Source organism: Micromonospora krabiensis (assembly GCF_900091425.1).
Lineage (GTDB): Bacteria > Actinomycetota > Actinomycetes > Mycobacteriales > Micromonosporaceae > Micromonospora > Micromonospora krabiensis.
Genome location: NZ_LT598496.1, coordinates 1,107,161 through 1,125,237, shown reverse-complemented (window position 1 = coordinate 1,125,237; position 18,077 = coordinate 1,107,161). Strand labels below are relative to the sequence as shown.

Here is an 18,077-nt window from a genome sequence, read left to right as displayed (position 1 = left end):
GGGGATCTCTTCCACTGTGGAGGGCACGGGACATCGACTGTCGGCATGATGTGCCACCCTGGGACGGGGTCGACGAGGTCACCGGAGGTGAGGGTCACGCTACGGCTGCGCGCACTGGTCGCGGTGCCCGGCACCGGTCCGGTGACCCTGGACGTCCCGGCCGGCCGGACGGCCGCCCTGGTGGCGCCGCCCCGGGTGGGCACCGCGGTCGCCCGGGTGCTGGCCGGGCTCGCCGCGCCGGTCGCCGGGCGGATCGTGGTCGGCGACCGGGACGTCACCGACCTGCCGCCACCGCGCCGCCAGATCGGCTACGTCCCGGCCGGCGGCGCGCTGCTGCCGCAGCTCACCGTGCGGCGCAACATCTCCTACGGCCAGCGCAAGCGCGAGCGGGTGCGCGAGATGGCCGACGACTGGGCGGCCACGGTGATCGACCGGCTGGAGTTGGCGCCGACGCTCGCGCTCCTCCCCCACCTGCTCTCCGACGCCCAGCGGTTCCGGGTCGCCCTCGCCCGGGCCGCCGCGTGCCTGCCCGAGGTGCTGGTGGTCGACCTGCCGACCGGGATGGCCGCCGGCGGGCGGTTGGGCGACCTCGTCCCCCGACTGTCCCCGCCGGACGCCCCGGGCGTCGCCGTGCTCGTGTGCACCGCCGACCCGGCGACCCTGGCGGAGATCCCCACCCGGGCCACGCTGGTCACCGAGGCGGCGGCGCGATGAGCGTCGCGGTGCGCCGGCGTACGTTGCTGCGGGCCGTCGCCGCCGGCACGGCGACCGTCGCGGCCGGCTGCGGTGGCGAGCGGCGCGCGGTCCAGGTGGCCGTGGTGTGGAGCGGCGGCGAGCTGGCGCGGTTCCGCCAGGTGGTGGCCGGCTACGGCGCGCCGGTGCACGTGATCAGCGCCGGCAACGACATCGACGCGTTCCTGCGCGCGCGGCACCTGGCCGGCACGAGCCCCGACGTGGCGATCCTGCCCCGGCCCGGCCTGGTCACCGAGTACGCGCGGCGCGGCTGGCTGCGCCCGCTCGCCCCGGCGCCCGGCTACGCCGTGCCCGGCGACCTGGGCGGCCTGCTCACCGACGACGGGCAGCGCCACGGGGTCTGGGTGAAGGCCGCGCACAAGTCGCTGTTCTGGCACCTGCCGTCGGTCCTGCCGCAGCCGCCCGGCAGCTGGGACGAGCTCGTGGCGCTCACCCGCCGCCTCGCCGCCCGGGCCCGGCGCGGCGAGGGCCCCGCGCCGCTGGCGATCGGCGCGGCCGACGGCTGGGTGCTGACCGACTGGTTCGAGAACGTGCTGGCCGACCTCTCGCCCGACGGCTACGACGGCCTCGCCGGCCCGGACGCCGACTGGCAGGGTCCTCCGGTGCGTGACGCGCTCGACCGGCTCGCCGAGATCTGGAGCGTCGACGGCGCGTTCCCGGGTGGCGCCCGCCGAGCCCTGCTCACCCAGTACGAGGAGTCGGTGATCCAGGTGGTCCACTCCCGGCGGGCGGTGCTGGTCTTCGAGGGCGACTTCGTCGACGACGTGGTGCGCCGGTTCCGGCGGGGGTCGCCGCCGTCGACGTTCCGTTTCCCCGGCACCCGCCCGGGCGGGGGGCCGCTCATCGTGGGGGGCGACGCCGCGGTGGCCCTCACCGCGGTCGGGGCGGACCTCGCGGGCTGGCTCACCGACCCGGCCGCGTTCCGGCCGTGGCTGCGCGCCGGCGGCTACCTGTCGCCCAACCTGACCGTGCCGCCGGAGGGCTACGCCGACCCGATGCGCCGCCGGCTGGCCGGCGAGCTGCGCACCGCCGAGACCCTGCGGTTCGACCTGTCCGACCGGCTGCCGGGCCCGTTCACCGGGTCCGACGGGGTCGGCATCTGGCGGATCATGCAGGACTTCTTCGCGGACGTCACCGCAGGGGTGCGGGCCACCGAGGCGGTGCGCCGGGCCACCGGGCAACTGGCGGCGGCGGCCCGACGCGCGGGCGGTGGCCGATGAGCCGGGCACCGGTGCTCGGCGAGTTGGCCGTGCTCGACGACGTCGGTCCGCCGCGGCGTGGGCGCGCCTACCCGGCGGCGGGCGCCACGTCGGCGCTACTGCTGCCGGCGGCGTTGCTGCTCGGCGGGCTGGTGCTCTGGCCGGTGCTGCGGATGATGCACGCCAGCGTGACCACCGACGGCCGGTGGGTGGGGGCCGCCCACTTCCGCACGGCGCTGGCCGCGCCCGGCACCGGCGCGGTGGTGGGACGCACGCTGCTCTGGGCGCTGCTGGTGCCGGCCGTGGTGACCGGGCTGGGCTACCTGCTCGCCGTGGCGTCCCGCCGTTCCCAGGAGGGCGGGCTGGTCCGGCTGATCCTGGTGGCGCCGATCGCGCTGCCCCTGGTGGTCACCGGGGTCACGTTCCGGCTGATGTACGACCCGGACCCGTCGCGGGGGCTGGCCACGCTGGTGGCCGCCGCGCTGACCGGCCGGTCCTCCGGGGAGGCGCCCCAGCTGCTCGGCCCGGGCCTGGTCACCGTCGCACTGATGTCGGCGTTCGTGTGGGCCTGGGTGGGGCTCGCCCTGCTCGTGTTCCGGGCCGCGCTGGACCGGGTGCCGCCGAGCCTCGCCGACGCCGTGCGGGCCTACGGCGGCGGCCGGCGGCACGTGCTCTGGGACGCGCAGTGGCGGCCGCTGCTGCTGCGCACCGGCGCGGTCGTCTTCGCGTTGGTGGCGCTCGGCACCAGTCGGACGTTCGACCTGATCCTGGTGATGGCGCCCGGCTCGGTCCGGGACGAGGCGGCGGTGCTGGCCCTGCGGGTGTGGCAGACCTCCGGCGGCACCACCACCGGCGAGGGGGCCGCACTCGGCGTGGTGTGGCTGCTGGCGGTGGTCGCCGGGATGCTGGTCGCGGCGCTGTTCGTGCGGCAGGCGTGGCCGCCGCCGCGCCCCGCCGACCCGCCCGAGCCCGACCCCGCGGCCGCCGCGCCGCCTCGGCTGTTCCGGCTGCTCGCGGCCGCCGCCGCGGTGGCCTGGCTGGTGCCGCTCGGCGTGCTGGTGGCGACGTCGCTGCACGGGCCCGTGGACGCGGCGGCGGAGGGCTGGTGGTCGACCCCGCCCAGCCTCGACTCCTACCGGGAGGTGGTCACCGGGGCGGAACTCTGGCGCGCCCTGAGCTTCACGCTGCTGCTGGCCACCGTGGTGACCGCGGCCGTGCTGGGCGTCGCGCTGCTCGCCGCGTACCCCCTGGCGTGGCTGACCGGCCCCACCGCCCAGGTCACCGGCCTGCTGCTGATGGCCGCCACCATCGTGCCCGTGCAGGCGATCGCCGGCCCGGTCAACGAGGTGTTGGGCGTGGCCCTCTCCTCCGGCACCGCCCGCGGGCTGGCCCTGGTCCACGTGGCGCTGGGCGTGCCGTTCGCGGTGCTCGTCCTGCGCAACGCGTTCGCCGACCTGCCGGCCGAGCAGGTCCGCGGCGCGCGGCTCGGCGGGCGGCACTGGTGGGGCACGCTGCGCCGGCTCGCCCGGCACAACCGGCCGGCGATCGTCGCCGTGTCCGTGCTGGAGTTCGTGCAGGTGTGGAACGACCTGGTCGTCGGCCTGCTGTTCAGCGGCCCGGACGCGGCGCCGCTGGGGCTCTTCCTCGCCGGACAGACCCGCGGTTTCGTCGCGAACAGCGGCGCGCTGGCCGCCGGCTCGGTGATCGCCTCGGTGCTGCCCGTGCTGCTGGTCGTCCTCGCCCGCCGGCACCTGGTGGCGGGGCTCGTCTCCGGCGGTGTGCGGTGACCGGGCCCACCGGCGCCGGCGGCGGTCGCCCACCCCGCTGGCCGGTGCTGGTGGCGGTCGGCACGCTGGTGAGCGGGGTGCTCGCCAACATCGCCAGCAACCTGCTGTCCGAGCTGGCCGACAGCCTGCTCGGGCCGGCGAGCATCGTGCTGCTGGTCACCGGAGCGGTCGGCGGGGTGGTGTGGGAGGTCTACCGCCGCCGGGGCGGACCGCGGGTCGGCACCGAGCCGACGGAGATCGTCGCGGAGACGCCGACCGGCGCGCCGACGCTGCCGTACCCGGCCGGCTTCACCGGCCGGGGCGAACACGTGGAGTCGATCATGGCGTTGCTCCGCCGGGAGCACGCCGTGGCGGTGCTGGGCCGACGGGCGGTGGGCACGTCGGCGTGCGCCGTGCAGGCGGCCAACCTGTGCCGGGAGAGCTACCCCGACGGCCAGTTCTACCTCGACCTGCGTCGCGGTGGGCGGCCGCGGTCGGCCCGGCAGGTGCTCACCGCGCTGGCCCGGATCCTGGGCACCGCCGCGCCGACGTCCGGCCGGGCGGACGCGCTGGCCGAGGCGGCCGACGCGCTGCGCCGCCACCTCGACGGGCGGCGGATGCTGCTGGTGCTGGACAACGTGGACCGTCCGGAGCAGGTCCGGGCGCTGCTCCCACCGACCGCCCGTGACTGCCGGCTGTTGTTCGCCGGTGGCCCCGCGCTGGCCGGCCTGGAAGGCGTGGTGGCGCACTGGATCGCCGAGCCCGGCCCGGCCGAGGCGGTCGAGCTGTTCGCCGCCGCGGGTCAGGCCGCCCCGGCCGCGCGCACCCGACGGGTGGACCCGCGTACCGACCCGGCCGTGCGGTCCATCGTGGACCTGTGCGGGCGGCAGCCGCGTACGGTGCGCGCGTTGGGCTACCGCACCGCCCAGCACGGTTGGCGGCACGCCGACGTGCTGGACGCGCTGCGCCGGGCCGTGCAGACACCCCCGCACCAGCGGATCACGGTCTCCCCCGCCGCACGGCTGGTCACCGAGCGGGACACCGCCTACCGGGCACTGTCGGGGCAGGCGCGCCGGCTCTACCGGCTGATGTCACTGAGCCCCGCCCCGGTGGACCGGCCTGCGATCGCCGCGCTGGCCCGGCGCCGGCCGGAGCAGGTCGCCGCGCTGCTCGACGAGCTGGCCGCCGGGGCGTTCGTGGTGGGCGCACCCGGTGACCGCTACGAGATCCGGCCGCTGCTCGCCGGGTTGGCGCGGCTGCACCTGCGGGACGCGGAACCGGCCCGGGCCCGGGTCGCGGCCCAGGCGCGGCTCACCCGGCACCTGGCCCGGCGGGCCGAACGGCACGCCACCAACCTCGCCGCGCTGGGCGCACCCCCGGATCGGGAGTGGTCGCTGCCACTGGACGACGACCCGTACGGCTGGTTCGACCTGCACCAGGAGCTGCTGCTGGCGGTGGTGCGGGTGCCGGCGGGCGCGGCGGAGACCCTGCCCCGACGCGTACGCCGGTGGTGGTTCCGCCTGGCGGTGGCGCTGTGCGGCTGGCTGGCGCACGCCGAGCGGCTGCCGGAGTGGGAGCAGGTGTGTCGTACGGTGCTCGCGACCCCGACCGCCGACGACCGGCCGGAGATCGCCGGCTGGGCGCACAACGAGCTGGGGGTGCTGCGCCGCCGCCGGCACGACCCGCAGGGCGCCGCCGCCGCACTGACCCTGGCGGTGGCCGAGCGGGGCCGCCGCGGCACCGCCCAGGCGCGCATGAACCTCGGCCTCGCCCTGCTCGACCTGGGGCAGCTCGACGACGCCGTGGAGCACCTGGAGCTGTCCCGACGGCACCGCTCGGGGGCGGACCGCGCGGGCCACGCGCTCACCGACCTGGGGTTGGGTGCCGCCCGCCTGGCCCGGGGCGAGCTGGACGCCGCTCACCACCACCTGGTCCGGGCGGCGAACACGTTCCGCGCGCTCGGCGACGCGCGCGGCTACGCCGCCGCGTTGACCAACCTGGTGCTCGTGCACGCCGGGCTCGGCGAGCACCTGGACGCGGCCCAGGCGTGGCGGGCGGCGCTGCGCGAGTACGACGCGGTGACCGACCCGACCAGTCGGGCCGCCGCCCTGCTCAACGCCGGTGCCACGCTGCTCCGGACCAGCCCGGGCCAGGCTCGGCAGGCGTACGAGATGCTCGCCGAGAGCTGCCGGCTGCGCGAGGGTACCCGGGCGACGGCCGGCCTCGGCCGCACCCTGCTCTACCTGGGTGACGCCGCGGCGGCGCTGGGCGACCCGGACGAGGCGCACCGGCACTGGGTGGACGCCGCGGGCGTCTGCGAGGAGGTGGGCGACGCCGAGGGGCAGGCCGCGGCCGACGCGCGCCTGACCCCCGACGAGCCGGCGGCCGACGACGAGCCGGCCCTGCGGGCCTGACGGCCGAGGTCAGACCCACCAGCGCAGCCGGGAGCCGGGACGGGTCGCGCGGATCCACCCATGCGGTGGGAAAACCGTAATCTCGACATCTGCCACCGGTCTCCCGAAGGGAGGCGCTGGTGGGGTGACCGCCGGCGCCGAACAGTGCCCGGACAGGTGAGGAGTGGAGACGATGCGCGGAACCGGACACGGTGGACCCGACACCGGCCCGGAGCTGGCGGCCCCTGACGGCGTGCCCGCGGGGGTGGGCGTCCGGCACACCCGCGGCGTCCACGCCGCACCGCGGCGGCGGGCGTACCGGGTGGTGGTGCCGCTCGCGGCCGGCGTCGCGGTCGTCCTCCTCGCGGGGGCGGCGGTCGTCGGGGTCCGGCCGTCCGACCCGGCGCCCGCGCCGGCGTCGACGCCGCTCGCCGAGGCGCCGCCGTCCGCGTCGCCGGAGTCCACCACACCCTCGGCCACCGCGCCCGCCTCGACGGCGGTCCCGACGGCGAGCCCTTCGGTGAAGCCCTCGCCGCGGGGGTCTACGGCCCGTTCGGCGCCACCGGTGACCGCGGTGACGTCGAAGCGCAAAGGCGTCGGCGTCTGGACCTTCGACGGTGTCAGCCAGGCCCTGGCCAGCTCGAAGGCGAGTTGGTACTACACGTGGAACGTGGGGCACCCGGGCGTCACCAGCCCGAAGGACGCCGAGTTCGTCCCGATGATCTGGGGGGCCGGGAGCGTCACCGCCGGCAACCTCGACCAGGCCCGCAAGAACGGTCGCTACCTGCTCGGCTTCAACGAGCCGGACATGGGCGGGCAGGCCGACATGAGCGTGGAGCAGGCGCTGGAGCTGTGGCCGCGGTTGGAGGCGACCGGCCTGACGCTGGGCAGCCCGGCGGTGGCGTGGGGCGGGGACCGGCCGGGCGAGTGGCTCGACCGCTTCATGACGGGCGCCCGGCAGCGCGGGTACCGGGTCGACTTCATCGCCCTGCACTGGTACGGGGGCGACTTCACCACCGCCAACGCCGTCAACCAGCTGAAGTCGTACCTCCAGGCGGTCCACGACCGCTACCGCCTGCCCGTCTGGCTGACCGAGTTCGCCCTGATCGACTTCTCCAACGGCGTACGGTTCCCGACGCAGCAGCAGCAGGCGGCGTTCCTCACCGCGGCGACCCGGATGCTGGGCGGCTTGCCGTGGCTGCACCGGTACGCGTGGTTCGGCCTGCCCGCCACCGACAAGGACCCGACCGGGCTCTTCCGCTCCGGCACCGAGGCGACCGCCGTGGGCCGCGCCTTCCAGGCGGCCCGCTGAGCGCGGCGACCCGACGGCATCGGACATCGGGGACGGGACCGGTCGAGTCCGACCGCGCCGGGCACCGCCGGACAGCCCGTCCGACCAGGGCCGGCGCGACCGTCCACACCCAGACGGCACGGTCGGCGACCTTCACCCCGGCCGCCGTGCGACCGGTCCTTGTGCGCGGGGACCCGTCGTAGCGGTACGGGGTCGGCCCGAAAGACCCCATTGCGGCCGCGACTTTCCGCTCCGGGCGACCACTGTCGGCAGTCGCCGACGGCAATGCGATGCACGTCTGCTTTGTCCGTCGAAGGCGCTGCCGCGCCTGCTCGCCGGGCTCCGGAATCCGTTGCCGGTAACGCTTTTCCCAATCGCGCCGGCCGCACCCCGACGACGATTACCGTACGTTGACGTGACCATCTTCCGTGTTACCGCCGTCACGCTCAGCGCCGTGCTGGCGTCGGCCGCGACGGCGGTCGCGCCGGCGGCTGCCGCGCCGTACGTCCGTTGTCCGACGGTGAAGCCGCCGGTGCCGCCGCCGGCCGTACCCTCACCGCCGGCGGTCAATCCCGCCCAGGCCGCGGTCGGTGGGCCGGCCATGGCCACGGCGGGGCTCGCCGCGCCGCCCGGCGTCCCGGCGGCGCCGGCGGTGACCGCCACGTCGTGGCTGGTCGCCGACCTCACCAGCGGTGAGGTCCTGGGTGGATGCGCGCCGCACGCGCACCGGACGCCGGCCAGTGTGCAGAAGCTGCTGCTGGCGGCGGCCCTGATGCCCCGCCTCGACCCGAGCCAGGTGGTCGAGGTGACCCGCGGCGACCTGCGGGACCTCGACCCGGCCAGCTCGCTGATGGGAGTCGTCCCGGGCGGCCGGTACTCGGTCGAGAGCCTCTGGCTGGGGCTCCTGCTCCGGTCCGGCAACGACGCCGCGAACGTGCTCGCCCGCGTCGGCGGCGGCAGCGGCGGCCGGCAGGGCGGGGTCGACGCGATGAACGACGAGGCGCGCCGGCTCCGCGCCCACCAGACCCACGCGGCGACACCGTCGGGTCTGGACGGTCCGGGTCAGTACACCAGCGCCTACGACCTGGCGCTGATCGCGCGGGCCACGTTCGCTCGGGAGGACTTCCGGCGGTACGTGGCGGCACCGGTGGCGCAGATCCCGGCCCGCCCCGGCACGCCCGGGTTCTCGATCACGCACGACACGACGCTGCTCGGGCGCTACCCCGGCACGCTCGGCGGCAAGACGGGCTTCACGGACCTGGCCCGACAGACGTACGTCGGGGTGGCCGAACGCGACGGTCGACGGCTCGTGGTGACCCTGCTCGGCGCGGAGACCGCGCCGCTGGGCAGCCTGGGTGAGGCGAGCGCGCTGCTCGACTGGGGGTTCGCGCTGCCCCGGCACGCGGCGGTGGGCAAACTGGTGGCGCCGGAGGAGAAGAAGAAGCACGACCGGCCGGTGGTGCCGGTCAAGGGCGAGCACCCCGAGGGGACGGGCCACTCCTCGCCGCTGTCGGCGCCGACGTGGCTCGGACTCGCCGCCGCCCTGGTCCTCGCGGCGCTGCTCCTCGCCACCCCCTGGTGGCGCCGGAGTCGCCGGCCGGCGGCGCAACCGCCGGCCCTGGAGAGCACCACGCGCGACACGACAACGACGTGACGGCGGCGGTGTGCGAGGTTTATGGGGAAGTCACCAGGGCAGATATGCAGACCTGACCACACCAACAGGGAGGCCAGGTCATGGTCAAGGGTGACATCGACACGTACCACCAGGACGGCCAGTGGAAGAACCGTCCCGAGGGCAACGAGCGGGCCAGCAGCACGCACGACACCAAGGCGGAGGCGGAGAGCGCGGGTCGGGAGATGGCCCGGGACCGCGACGCCGAGCACGTGATCAAGAACGAGGACGGCCGGATCGGCGAGCGGAACACGTACCCGCGCAGCCGTGACCCCCGCGAGATCAAGGGCTGAGCCGCGCTCTCCCCATGCCGGCGCGCGTCCGCGCGCCGCGTGGTCGGGCCGGGCCGCGGCACCGACCGGACGGAGACCCGGGCGCCGACCCGTTCGGTCGGCGCCCGGACTCCGCGCCCCCGATGATCGTCGTCATCAGGACAGCGGATCGGGTGGCGTGGATGCCATATTCGACGGCACGGATCGACCGACGATCCACCGAGCGGATTGGCCACCCCCATGACGACCGAGCGGCTCGTGTCACCACCCCGGCCCGGCGTGCGGGTCACGGCCGTCGGCCTCGGCCAGGCGGCCCCCGACGGTCGCCGGATCCTGGACGACATCTCGCTGACCGTCGAGCCCGGTGAGCTGGTCGCGGTCATCGGCGCCAGCGGTGCGGGCAAGACCACCCTGTTGGAGACCCTCGCCGGCGTACGGGGTCCGGCGGCGGGCACCGTGTCCCACGACGGCGTCGCCCCGGCCGGCGTGGTCGGTTTCGTGCCGCAGGACGACATCATCCACCGTGAACTGCCCCTGCGGCGGACCCTGCGCCACGCGGCCCGGCTGCGCCTGCCCTCGGCGACCCCGCCGGTGGAGGTGGCCCGACGCGTCGACGAGGTGCTCGGCGAGCTGGGCCTGACCGAACGCCACGGCGTGCCGGTCGTGCGGCTCAGCGGTGGGGAACGCAAGCGGGCCAGCATCGCGGTGGAGCTGCTGACCCGGCCGGGCGTCCTCTTCCTCGACGAGCCGACGTCCGGGCTGGACCCGGCGATCGCCGTGGACCTGCTGCGGGCGCTGCGCTCCCTCGCCGACGGCGGAGCGACGGTCGTCCTCACCACGCACCAGATCACCGACGTCGACCGGTGCGACCGGGTGGTCGTCCTGACCCGGGACGGCCGGCTGGCCTTCGTCGGCGCACCGGCCGCCGCCCGGGACTTCTTCGGCGTGCGCACCCTCGCCGAGGTCTACCTGCGGCTCGACGCGGAGGAGGACCCGGCGACCTGGCCCGACCGGTTCACCGCCCGGGACGGCGGGACCCGGTCCCGCCGTCGCGCGGTGGCGGCGCCCGACCGGCCGGCCCTCGGCCACCCGGCCCGCTGCGACAGTGGACGGTGCTCACCGCCCGCAACGCCGAGGTCGTCGCCCGCAACCGGCTCACCCTGGCGATCCTGCTCGGCTCGCCGCTGATGGTGCTCGGCATGTTCGCGCTGCTGTTCCGCCCCGGCGCGTTCGACCCTGCCGACCCGCGACCCGCCGTCACCGTGATGATCCTCTTCTGGATCGCGTTCGGCGGCTTCTTCTTCGGGCTGACGTACGGCCTGCTCCAGATCTGCACCGAGGTGCCGATCCTGCGCCGGGAGCGGCTGGCCGGCGTGCGGTTCGGGCCGTACCTGCTGGCGAAGGTGGCGGTGCTGCTCCCGCTGCTCGCCGCGGTGGACGTGGCGCTGCTCGGCGTGCTGCGCGGCACCGACCGGCTGCCACCGGTCGGTGGCGGCGACTTCGCGGCGCTGTACGCGACCCTGCTGCTCTCCTCGGCCGCCGCGCTCGCCCTCGGCCTGCTCTGCTCGGCGGCCGTCGACGACGCCGCCCAGGCGACGCTCACGCTGCCGATGCTCTGCTTCCCGCAGGTCCTGTTCGTCGGGGCGATCCTGCCGGTGCCGGAGATGGCGGCGGGCGGGCGCTGGTTGAGCTACGCCATGTCGAACCGGTGGGCGTTCGAGGGGCTGGGCCACACCGCCGGAGTCGCCCAGCTGTGGCGCGACGGGGCCTCGCCGCTCGGTCCCCCGCTGCTGGCGAGCTATGGCGACACCTTCGCCCGCCCGGTCTGGGTCGACTGGCTGGTCCTCGGCGGGTTCGCGCTGCTCTTCCTCGCCGGGGCGTGGGCGGTGCTGGCGCGCAAGGCGTCCCGTCATGCGGCCTGAGGCCACCCCGGGCCCGGCGGCGCTGGCGGCCCACCCGACGTACGCGGCCACGGCCCGCATCGACGACCTGCGCGCCACCGAGTACCGCCACCTCGACCGGGACGGGCACGTCTACCTCGACTACGCCGGCGCCGGGGTGGCCGCGCGCTCGCAGATCGTCGCCCACCACGACCGGCTGCTCTCCGGGCTGTTCAGCAACCCGCACTCGGAGAACCCCACCTCGGTGGCGGCCGGTTCCCTGGTCGAGTCGGCCCGCCGGGCGGTGCTGGACTTCTTCCGCGCCGACCCGGCCGAGTACGCGGTCGTCTTCACGCCCAACGCGAGCGGGGCCTGCCGGCTGGTCGGTGAGGCGTACGCGTTCGGCCGGGCCCGGCCACTGGTGCTGACCGGCGACAACCACAACTCCGTCAACGGCATCCGCGAGTACGCGCGCGCGGCGGGCGCACCGGTGCGGTACGTCCCGCTGACCGACCCGCACCTGCGGGTGGCCGAGGCCGACGTGGTCGCCGCGCTCACCGGTCCGGCCGGGCTGGCCGGTCGGGCGCGACGGTGGCGCGGATCGGGCCCGCGGGGGTTGTTCGCGTATCCGGCGCAGAGCAACTTCAGCGGTGTGCAGCACCCGCTGAGCTGGGTGGAGCTGGCCCAGCGCCACGGCTACGACGTGCTGCTGGACGCCGCCGCGTACGTGCCGACGAACCGGCTGGACCTCAGCGTCGTCCACCCCGACTTCGTCTGCCTGAGCTGGTACAAGCTGTTCGGCTACCCCACCGGGGTCGGCGCGTTGGTGGCCCGGCGGGACGCGTTGGCGCGCCTGCGGCGGCCCTGGTTCGCCGGTGGCACGATCCGCGCGGTCAGTGTGCAGGGTGACTGGCACCGGGCGCTGGACGACGAGTCGGGGTTCGAGGACGGCACGCTCAACTTCCTGAGCATCCCGGACGTGGAGTTCGGGGTGCGCTGGCTCGACGGGATCGGCGTGGACCTGGTGCACGCCCGCGTCGGCCTGCTGACCGGCTGGCTGTTGGAGCGGCTGACCGCGCTGCGACACCGCACCGGGCAGCTGCTCGTCGAGGTCTACGGGCCGCCGACAGCCGATGGCCGCGGTGGCACGGTGGCCTTCAACTTCCGCCGGCCCGACGGTTCGCTCGTCGACGAACGCCTCGTCGCGATCGACTCGTCGGCCGCCGGGTTCTCCCTGCGGACGGGCTGCTTCTGCAACCCGGGCGCGGGCGAGGGGGCGTTCGGCATCACGCGGCACACCCTGCGCCGCACGCCGCTCGCCCACGTCGAGACGATCGACCAGTACCTGTCCGCGCTGGGTGTGCCGAGCGGCGGCGCGGTGCGCGTCTCCTTCGGCCTGGCGTCGACCGCGGCGGACGCCGAACGCTTCCTGGCCTTCGCCGAGTCGACCTACCTGGATCGGGCGGGGCCGGCCGGCACGCGGCTGGCGCCCCGGCAACGCTGCTGACCGGGCGGGCAACCCCGGGGGCCGGCGTCGGCCCGCGCGTCAGGTCAGGGGCGACGGGGACTCGGCGCCGGGCACCAGCAGTTCCGGCTGGCCGGACCCGTCCGCCGGCACCGACCACACGTCGGGTCGACCGTCCTCCTGGCGCAGCGTGTACGCCAACGTCGCGCCGTCGAGCCACGCCGCCTGGTCGTCGACGCTCGCGGTCTCCGCCGTCGCGGTGACCCGCAGGCTCGCCAGGTCGAGGACCGACAGGCGCCAGCCCTTCGCCGGGTCGGCGTCGACGGCCTCCTTGAAGGCGAGGCGCGTGCCGTCCGGTGACAGGGACGGGCACTCGACGTTCTCCTTCAGCGTCTCGACTCTCCGGGCGGAGAGGTCGCCCCGCACCAGGTAGCGCTTGCCGGCGGTGGACATCGTCGCGTAGAAGACGTTGTCGTCGGCGGTGAACGTGACGCCCCAGAAGTTGACGTCGGCGCTGCGGTAGGGGCGGCCGTCGCGTCGCACCGCGAACTCCTCCAGCGACATCACCGTGCTGCCGTCGCGGGTGTCGACGATCCCGGTGCGGGTGGAGAAGCCGCTGGCGGTGTAGGAGTCGCCGCCGACGAACGTCGTCCACGACACCATGCGGCCCGACGCGGAGACCCGCGCCCGGTTGGGCAGCCCGGGGATCTCGACCGTACGCGTGGGGCGCAGCGCGCTGTCGAGCACCACGAGCTGGTACTGCCAGGGGGTCTTCGGCCCCAGGCAGACGCCGGTGCCGGCCGCGGCGTACACCCGCAGGCACTCCACCGACGAGACGGTACGCGTCCCGGACGGGTCGGCCGCGGCCACCGACGACACGTGCCGGTCGGTGATGGTGAGCAGGCGCGGGCCCGGCGTCAGGGTGACCGTGCCGGCGGCGGCCTCGGGCGCCGCCGCCGGGGCGGCGGCGACGGCGTAGCCGACCGCCACGGCGCCCAGCGCCACCGCGGCGGCGGTGGCCACCCCGAGCTTGATCCGGGTCGACATCGCGGGCATCAGGGGACCTTCCGGGAGGCGGGACGCCGGCCGCGGGCCAGCAGGAGCATCGTGACGAGCAGGATCCCGGCGACGGTCGCGGCGGCGACGCGGATCGCCGTCTGGGGGCCCCACGCCTGCCAGGCGAGCCCGAACAGGACCGACGACACGAGGTACGCCAGCGCCTGCGCGGTCTGGACGAGCGCGATGCCCGTGGTGCGCAGCCGCACCGGCAGGACCGGGCCGGCGAGGGCGACGAGCACCCCGTCGGTGGCCGCGTAGAAGAGGCCGTACAGGGCGAGCGCGAGCACGAGCAGCGGCCACCCGCCGACCGGCCCGGCCAGCAGCAGGTAGGTGACGCCGAGCGCGGCGTAGCCACCGACCACCACCGGCAGCCGCCCGATCCGGTCGGCGACGATCCCGATCGGGGTGGCGAGCAGCAGGTAGGCCAGGCTGGTCCCCACCGCGAGCAGCGGGAACCACAGCAGGCTCAGGTCCTCGCGGCGTTGCAGCAGCAGGTAGACGAATCCGTCACCGATCGTGGCCAGCCCGAGCAGGCCGGCGGCGAGGACGAGCCGGCGGGCCGGCCGCTCACGCAGCAGACCCCACACCTCGCGCACGGACACGGCGGTGTCGGCGGCCGGGCCGGCGGTGGCCGTCGGCGTCGCGGGTTGCTGCTCGCGCACGAACAGCACGAGCACGACCACCGCCAGCGCCGCGACGCAGAAGCTGGTCACGAACACCGCGTCGTACGACTCGCCGACGGCCAGCAGGACCCCGACCGCCACCAGCGGCCCGAGGAACGCCCCGACGCTGTCCATCATGCGGTGCACGCCGAACGCCCGGCCCAGCGACTCGGACGGCGTCGACAGGGTGATGAGCGCGTCGCGGGGCGCGCTGCGGATGCCCTTGCCGAGGCGGTCGACGGCGATCACCGCGCCGATCGCGGGCACCGACCGGCCGGCGAGCAGCAGACCGAGCTTGGCCACTGCGGACAGCGCGTAGCCGAGACCGGCGACGAGCTTGCGGCGGCGGAACCGGTCCGCGACGAAGCCGCCGACGACGCGCAGCAGGGCGGTCGCGCCGGTGTAGACGCCGTCGACGACGCCGAAGGCCAGTGGGCTCAGTTGGAGGCCGAACACCAGGTAGAGCGGCAGCACCGCGGTGACCATCTCGGCCGAGATGTCGGTGATCAGGCTGACCGTACCGAGCGCGACGACGTTGCCGCTGACCAGGGCGACACGACGCCGGCGCCGACCGGGATCGGGAGCGACCGGCTCGGTCTCCGGCCGGGTGACGGTCGACAGGTACACCGGTGTCCTCTCCGGTCGGTGGGGCCCGCGCTCGGTGGCGCAACGGTCAGCCATCGTCCGTCCCATCGGGACGGCGGACAACGCACCGCGCGTGCCGTCGGGGCGTACGCCCGGTGAACCCCTCCCGAACATCGAGGTGTTTGCCTGTCCGGATGAGTTGTTCACCGCGCCGTTCCCCGTCGTCCCACCACCCCTCCTACATTCCGTTCGCTCTATATCCACACGCCCGGGAAAGGGTTCCTGAATGGGCATTCGACTCACCCGTCCGCCGGTGACGATCGGGACGGTCGCGGTGCTGCTCGCCGCCACCGCCGCGTTCGTCGTGACCGGCGCGACCTCGGCGTCGGCGGCGACGCTCACGTTCACGCCGGCCGCCGACACCTACGTCCAGAGCGACGCCGCGTCCACCAACTACGGCACGTCCACGCAGATCGTGGTCGACAACTCGCCGGTGCGGCGGCTGTTCCTGCGCTTCAGCGTGAGCGGGGTCAGCGGCACCGTGACCAGCGCGAAGCTGCGGCTGCGGGCGATCAGCGGCAACAGCGGCAGCGGCACCGGCGGCACGGTCAGGGCCATGTCCAACACGACCTGGTCGGAGACGGGCACGACCTGGAACAACCAGCCGAGCATCGACGGCGCCACGCTCGGCTCGATCGGCGCGATCAGCGCCAACGGCTGGTACGAGGTCGACGTCACCTCGCGGGTCACCGGCAACGGGACGTTCAGCTTCGGCGCCACGTCCGGCGACAGCGACGGCGCCTACTACGACTCGCGGGAGAGCGGCGCCGACGCGCCGCAGTTGGTCGTGACGACCGGCACCACGACGCCGCCGCCGTCCGGCGACCCGGTGCTCGTCGGCGTCGGCGACATCGCCAACTCCGGCTCGGGCGACACCGCCACGGCGGCGCTGCTCGACGGCATCGCCGGCACGGTCTTCACCACCGGCGACAACGTGTACGACAACGGCACCGCGGCCGAGTTCACCAGCTACTACGAGCCGACCTGGGGCCGGCACAAGGCGCGCACCCGCCCGTCGCCGGGCAACCACGACTACAACACGTCGGGCGCGGCCCCGTACTACGCCTACTTCGGTTCGCAGGCCGGCCCGAGCGGCCGAGGGTACTACTCCTACGACCTCGGCAACTGGCACATCGTGTCGCTGAACTCGAACATCAGCATGTCCGCCGGGTCGGCCCAGGAGCAGTGGCTGCGTTCCGACCTCGCGGCCAGCACCAAGCCGTGCACGCTGGCGTACTGGCACCACCCGCTGTTCACGTCGAGCTCCAACCACGCGCCGTCGACCTCGACGCGCCCGCTCTACCAGGCGCTCTACGACTACAACGCCGACGTCGTGGTGTGGGGTCACAACCACGTCTACGAGCGGTTCGCGCCGATGAACCCGAACGGCGGCGCCGACTCCGGCCGGGGCCTGCGCAGCTTCGTCGCCGGCATGGGCGGTGCCAGCCACTACAGCTTCGGCACCATCCAGCCCAACAGCGAGGCCCGCAACAGCTCCGCGTACGGGGTCCTGAAGTTCACGCTGCACTCCGGCAGCTACGACTGGCAGTTCGTGCCGGTGGCCGGGCAGACCTACTCCGACAGCGGCACCGGTTCCTGCCACTGACCGGTGCGGACCGGGGCGGCGCCGGTGGGGAGCGGATCGCGCACCCCGCCGGCGCCGTCGTGTCGGTCAGTGGACGGCGACCGCCACCGTTGCGCCCTCCAGCTCGGGCAGGCGACTCGGCCGCACCACCACGAACAGCACCAGGGTCGCCGCCGCCATGCCGCCGGCCACCACCACGGCCATGCCGGTGCTGCCGGTGCCGAGCACGCCGACCAGCGGCGCGGCCAGCGCCCCGACCGCGAACTGCACCGCGCCGAGCAGCGCCGCGGCGGTACCGGCCGCCTCGCCGTGCCGGGACAGCGCCAGCGCCGGCGCGTTCGGCAGGGCCAGCCCGCACGCGGCGAGCACGAGCCACAGGGACGCCAGGACGCTCGCGAGGCCACCGGCGCCGGTGGCGGCGAAGGTGAGCAGGGCGGCCCCGGCGACGGTGCCGGCGAGGAGCGCGCTGACGAGGATCCGCTGAGGCGGGTAGCGCCGCAGCAGGCGGACGTTCAGCTGGGTGGCGGTGATGAGGCCGACCGCGCCCGCACCGAACACCAGGCCGAACTGCTGCTCGTCGAGCCCGTACTGCTCCTGGAAGACGAACGACGACCCGGCCACGTACGCGAACAGCGCGGCCATCGCCAACCCGGCGACCAGGATGAGCCCGACGAACGTGCGGTCGCGCAGCAACCCGCCGTAGACCCGCAGCGTCTCGGCTACACCGCCGTGGCGGCGGCGCTCGGGCGGCAGGGTCTCGCGCAGGCCGAGCGCCGCCACGACCAGCAGGGCCAGGCCCAGCACGGCGAGCGCCACGAAGACGCCCCGCCAGGCCGACCAGCGCAGCAGCAGGCTGCCGAGGGTCGGCGCGAGGATCGGTGCCACGCCCATGACGAGCATCAGTCGGGAGAACAGCTTGGCGAAGGCGGCGCCGTCGAACAGGTCACGGACCACCGCCGTCGCGACGACGGAGGCGGCCGCGACCCCCAGGCCCTGGAGGACCCGCAGGGCGCCCACGACGCCGATGGTGGGCGCGACGACGCAGAGCAACGACGCGACGATGTGCAGCGCCATGCCGGCGAGCAGCGGCCGGCGCCGGCCCACCGCGTCGGACAACGGGCCGATCAGCAACTGGCCGATGGCGAGCCCGGCGAGGGTGCCGGTGAGGGTCAGCTGGACGGCCGCCGAGGTGGTGTGCAGGTCGGTGGTGATGGCCGGCAACGATGGCAGGTACATGTCGATGGTGAGCGGCCCGATCGCGATCAGCGAGCCGAGCACCAGCACGAGGCGTAGCCGCTGACGGGCGGACAGGAGATCACCCGGCATCGGCGCCGACGTGGCGGCCGGCTCCGTCGTCTCGGCGGTGGCGGTCACGGGGTCGTCTCCGGCTGGCACACGGGGGCCCCGGCTGGGGTCGATGCAGTGATCACACCTG

At 75.3% G+C, this 18,077-nt stretch carries 14 protein-coding genes; 11 read left to right on the top strand and 3 right to left on the bottom strand.

Features of this window, described 5'->3' with window-relative positions; all coding sequences use genetic code 11:
• Positions 1 to 87: 87 nt before the first annotated feature.
• From GA0070620_RS04830 to GA0070620_RS04790, 10 genes are all read left to right on the top strand, one after another.
• Positions 88 to 714 carry an ATP-binding cassette domain-containing protein gene (locus GA0070620_RS04830; RefSeq protein WP_157741536.1) on the top strand — a complete coding sequence of 209 codons (627 nt, stop codon included), beginning with the start codon at positions 88 to 90 and terminating at the stop codon, positions 712 to 714.
• Entirely contained in the window at positions 711 to 1,973 is a 1,263-nt protein-coding gene (locus tag GA0070620_RS04825) for an extracellular solute-binding protein (protein ID WP_091588743.1), read from the top strand. Before GA0070620_RS04830 ends, GA0070620_RS04825 begins: the two co-directional genes overlap by 4 nt.
• Entirely contained in the window at positions 1,970 to 3,739 is a 1,770-nt protein-coding gene (locus tag GA0070620_RS04820) for an ABC transporter permease (RefSeq protein ID WP_091588742.1), read from the top strand. Before GA0070620_RS04825 ends, GA0070620_RS04820 begins: the two co-directional genes overlap by 4 nt.
• Complete coding sequence (locus GA0070620_RS04815; protein WP_091588741.1) at positions 3,736 to 6,132, top strand: tetratricopeptide repeat protein; 2,397 nt, start codon at positions 3,736 to 3,738, stop codon at positions 6,130 to 6,132. Before GA0070620_RS04820 ends, GA0070620_RS04815 begins: the two co-directional genes overlap by 4 nt.
• Positions 6,133 to 6,304: 172 nt before the next feature.
• Positions 6,305 to 7,423, top strand: coding sequence for a glycoside hydrolase family protein (locus tag GA0070620_RS04810; RefSeq protein ID WP_091588740.1), 1,119 nt, complete (start codon positions 6,305 to 6,307; stop codon positions 7,421 to 7,423).
• Between the two features lie 394 nt (positions 7,424 to 7,817).
• Entirely contained in the window at positions 7,818 to 9,056 is a 1,239-nt protein-coding gene (locus GA0070620_RS04805; RefSeq protein WP_091588739.1) for a D-alanyl-D-alanine carboxypeptidase family protein, read from the top strand.
• Positions 9,057 to 9,136: 80 nt separating this feature from the next.
• On the top strand, positions 9,137 to 9,367 hold the full coding sequence (locus tag GA0070620_RS04800; protein WP_091588738.1) for a DUF2188 domain-containing protein: 231 nt from the start codon (positions 9,137 to 9,139) through the stop codon (positions 9,365 to 9,367).
• Between the two features lie 219 nt (positions 9,368 to 9,586).
• Positions 9,587 to 10,534, top strand: coding sequence for an ABC transporter ATP-binding protein (locus GA0070620_RS33190; RefSeq protein WP_197677550.1), 948 nt, complete (start codon positions 9,587 to 9,589; stop codon positions 10,532 to 10,534).
• Entirely contained in the window at positions 10,459 to 11,268 is an 810-nt protein-coding gene (locus GA0070620_RS33185; protein ID WP_197677549.1) for an ABC transporter permease, read from the top strand. Before GA0070620_RS33190 ends, GA0070620_RS33185 begins: the two co-directional genes overlap by 76 nt.
• A complete protein-coding gene (locus GA0070620_RS04790) occupies positions 11,258 to 12,733 on the top strand; it encodes an aminotransferase class V-fold PLP-dependent enzyme (protein ID WP_091588737.1) in 1,476 nt (491 codons plus the stop codon). Before GA0070620_RS33185 ends, GA0070620_RS04790 begins: the two co-directional genes overlap by 11 nt.
• Before the next feature lie 39 nt (positions 12,734 to 12,772).
• Here GA0070620_RS04790 and GA0070620_RS04785 read toward each other — a convergent pair whose 3' ends face one another.
• Positions 12,773 to 13,747, bottom strand: a complete 975-nt coding sequence (locus GA0070620_RS04785) for a TolB family protein (protein WP_091588736.1) — start codon at positions 13,745 to 13,747, stop codon at positions 12,773 to 12,775.
• A complete protein-coding gene (locus tag GA0070620_RS04780) occupies positions 13,747 to 15,039 on the bottom strand; it encodes an MFS transporter (protein WP_231922235.1) in 1,293 nt (430 codons plus the stop codon). The genes GA0070620_RS04785 and GA0070620_RS04780 overlap by 1 nt, the downstream gene beginning before the upstream one ends.
• A gap of 244 nt (positions 15,040 to 15,283) precedes the next feature.
• Between GA0070620_RS04780 and GA0070620_RS04775 the strand changes: the two genes are divergently transcribed.
• Positions 15,284 to 16,663 carry a CBM96 family carbohydrate-binding protein gene (locus tag GA0070620_RS04775; protein ID WP_091588734.1) on the top strand — a complete coding sequence of 460 codons (1,380 nt, stop codon included), beginning with the start codon at positions 15,284 to 15,286 and terminating at the stop codon, positions 16,661 to 16,663.
• 66 nt (positions 16,664 to 16,729) lie between these two features.
• Here the strand turns inward: GA0070620_RS04775 and GA0070620_RS04770 are convergent, their stop codons facing one another.
• The gene (locus tag GA0070620_RS04770) at positions 16,730 to 17,968 is read right to left on the bottom strand and encodes a multidrug effflux MFS transporter (protein WP_172836554.1); all 1,239 of its coding nucleotides are present in this window, start codon (positions 17,966 to 17,968) and stop codon (positions 16,730 to 16,732) included.
• Between the last annotated feature and the right edge of the window lie 109 nt (positions 17,969 to 18,077).

Coding starts and splice junctions, on each gene's coding strand:
- GA0070620_RS04820 (WP_091588742.1), top strand. CDS start 1,970: ATGAGCCGGGCACCGGTGCTCGGCGAGTTGGCCGTGCTCGACGACGTC.
- GA0070620_RS04790 (WP_091588737.1), top strand. CDS start 11,258: ATGCGGCCTGAGGCCACCCCGGGCCCGGCGGCGCTGGCGGCCCACCCG.
- GA0070620_RS04810 (WP_091588740.1), top strand. CDS start 6,305: ATGCGCGGAACCGGACACGGTGGACCCGACACCGGCCCGGAGCTGGCG.
- GA0070620_RS04775 (WP_091588734.1), top strand. CDS start 15,284: ATGGGCATTCGACTCACCCGTCCGCCGGTGACGATCGGGACGGTCGCG.
- GA0070620_RS33190 (WP_197677550.1), top strand. CDS start 9,587: ATGACGACCGAGCGGCTCGTGTCACCACCCCGGCCCGGCGTGCGGGTC.
- GA0070620_RS04800 (WP_091588738.1), top strand. CDS start 9,137: ATGGTCAAGGGTGACATCGACACGTACCACCAGGACGGCCAGTGGAAG.
- GA0070620_RS04825 (WP_091588743.1), top strand. CDS start 711: ATGAGCGTCGCGGTGCGCCGGCGTACGTTGCTGCGGGCCGTCGCCGCC.
- GA0070620_RS04785 (WP_091588736.1), bottom strand. CDS start 13,747: ATGCCCGCGATGTCGACCCGGATCAAGCTCGGGGTGGCCACCGCCGCC.
- GA0070620_RS04770 (WP_172836554.1), bottom strand. CDS start 17,968: ATGCCGGGTGATCTCCTGTCCGCCCGTCAGCGGCTACGCCTCGTGCTG.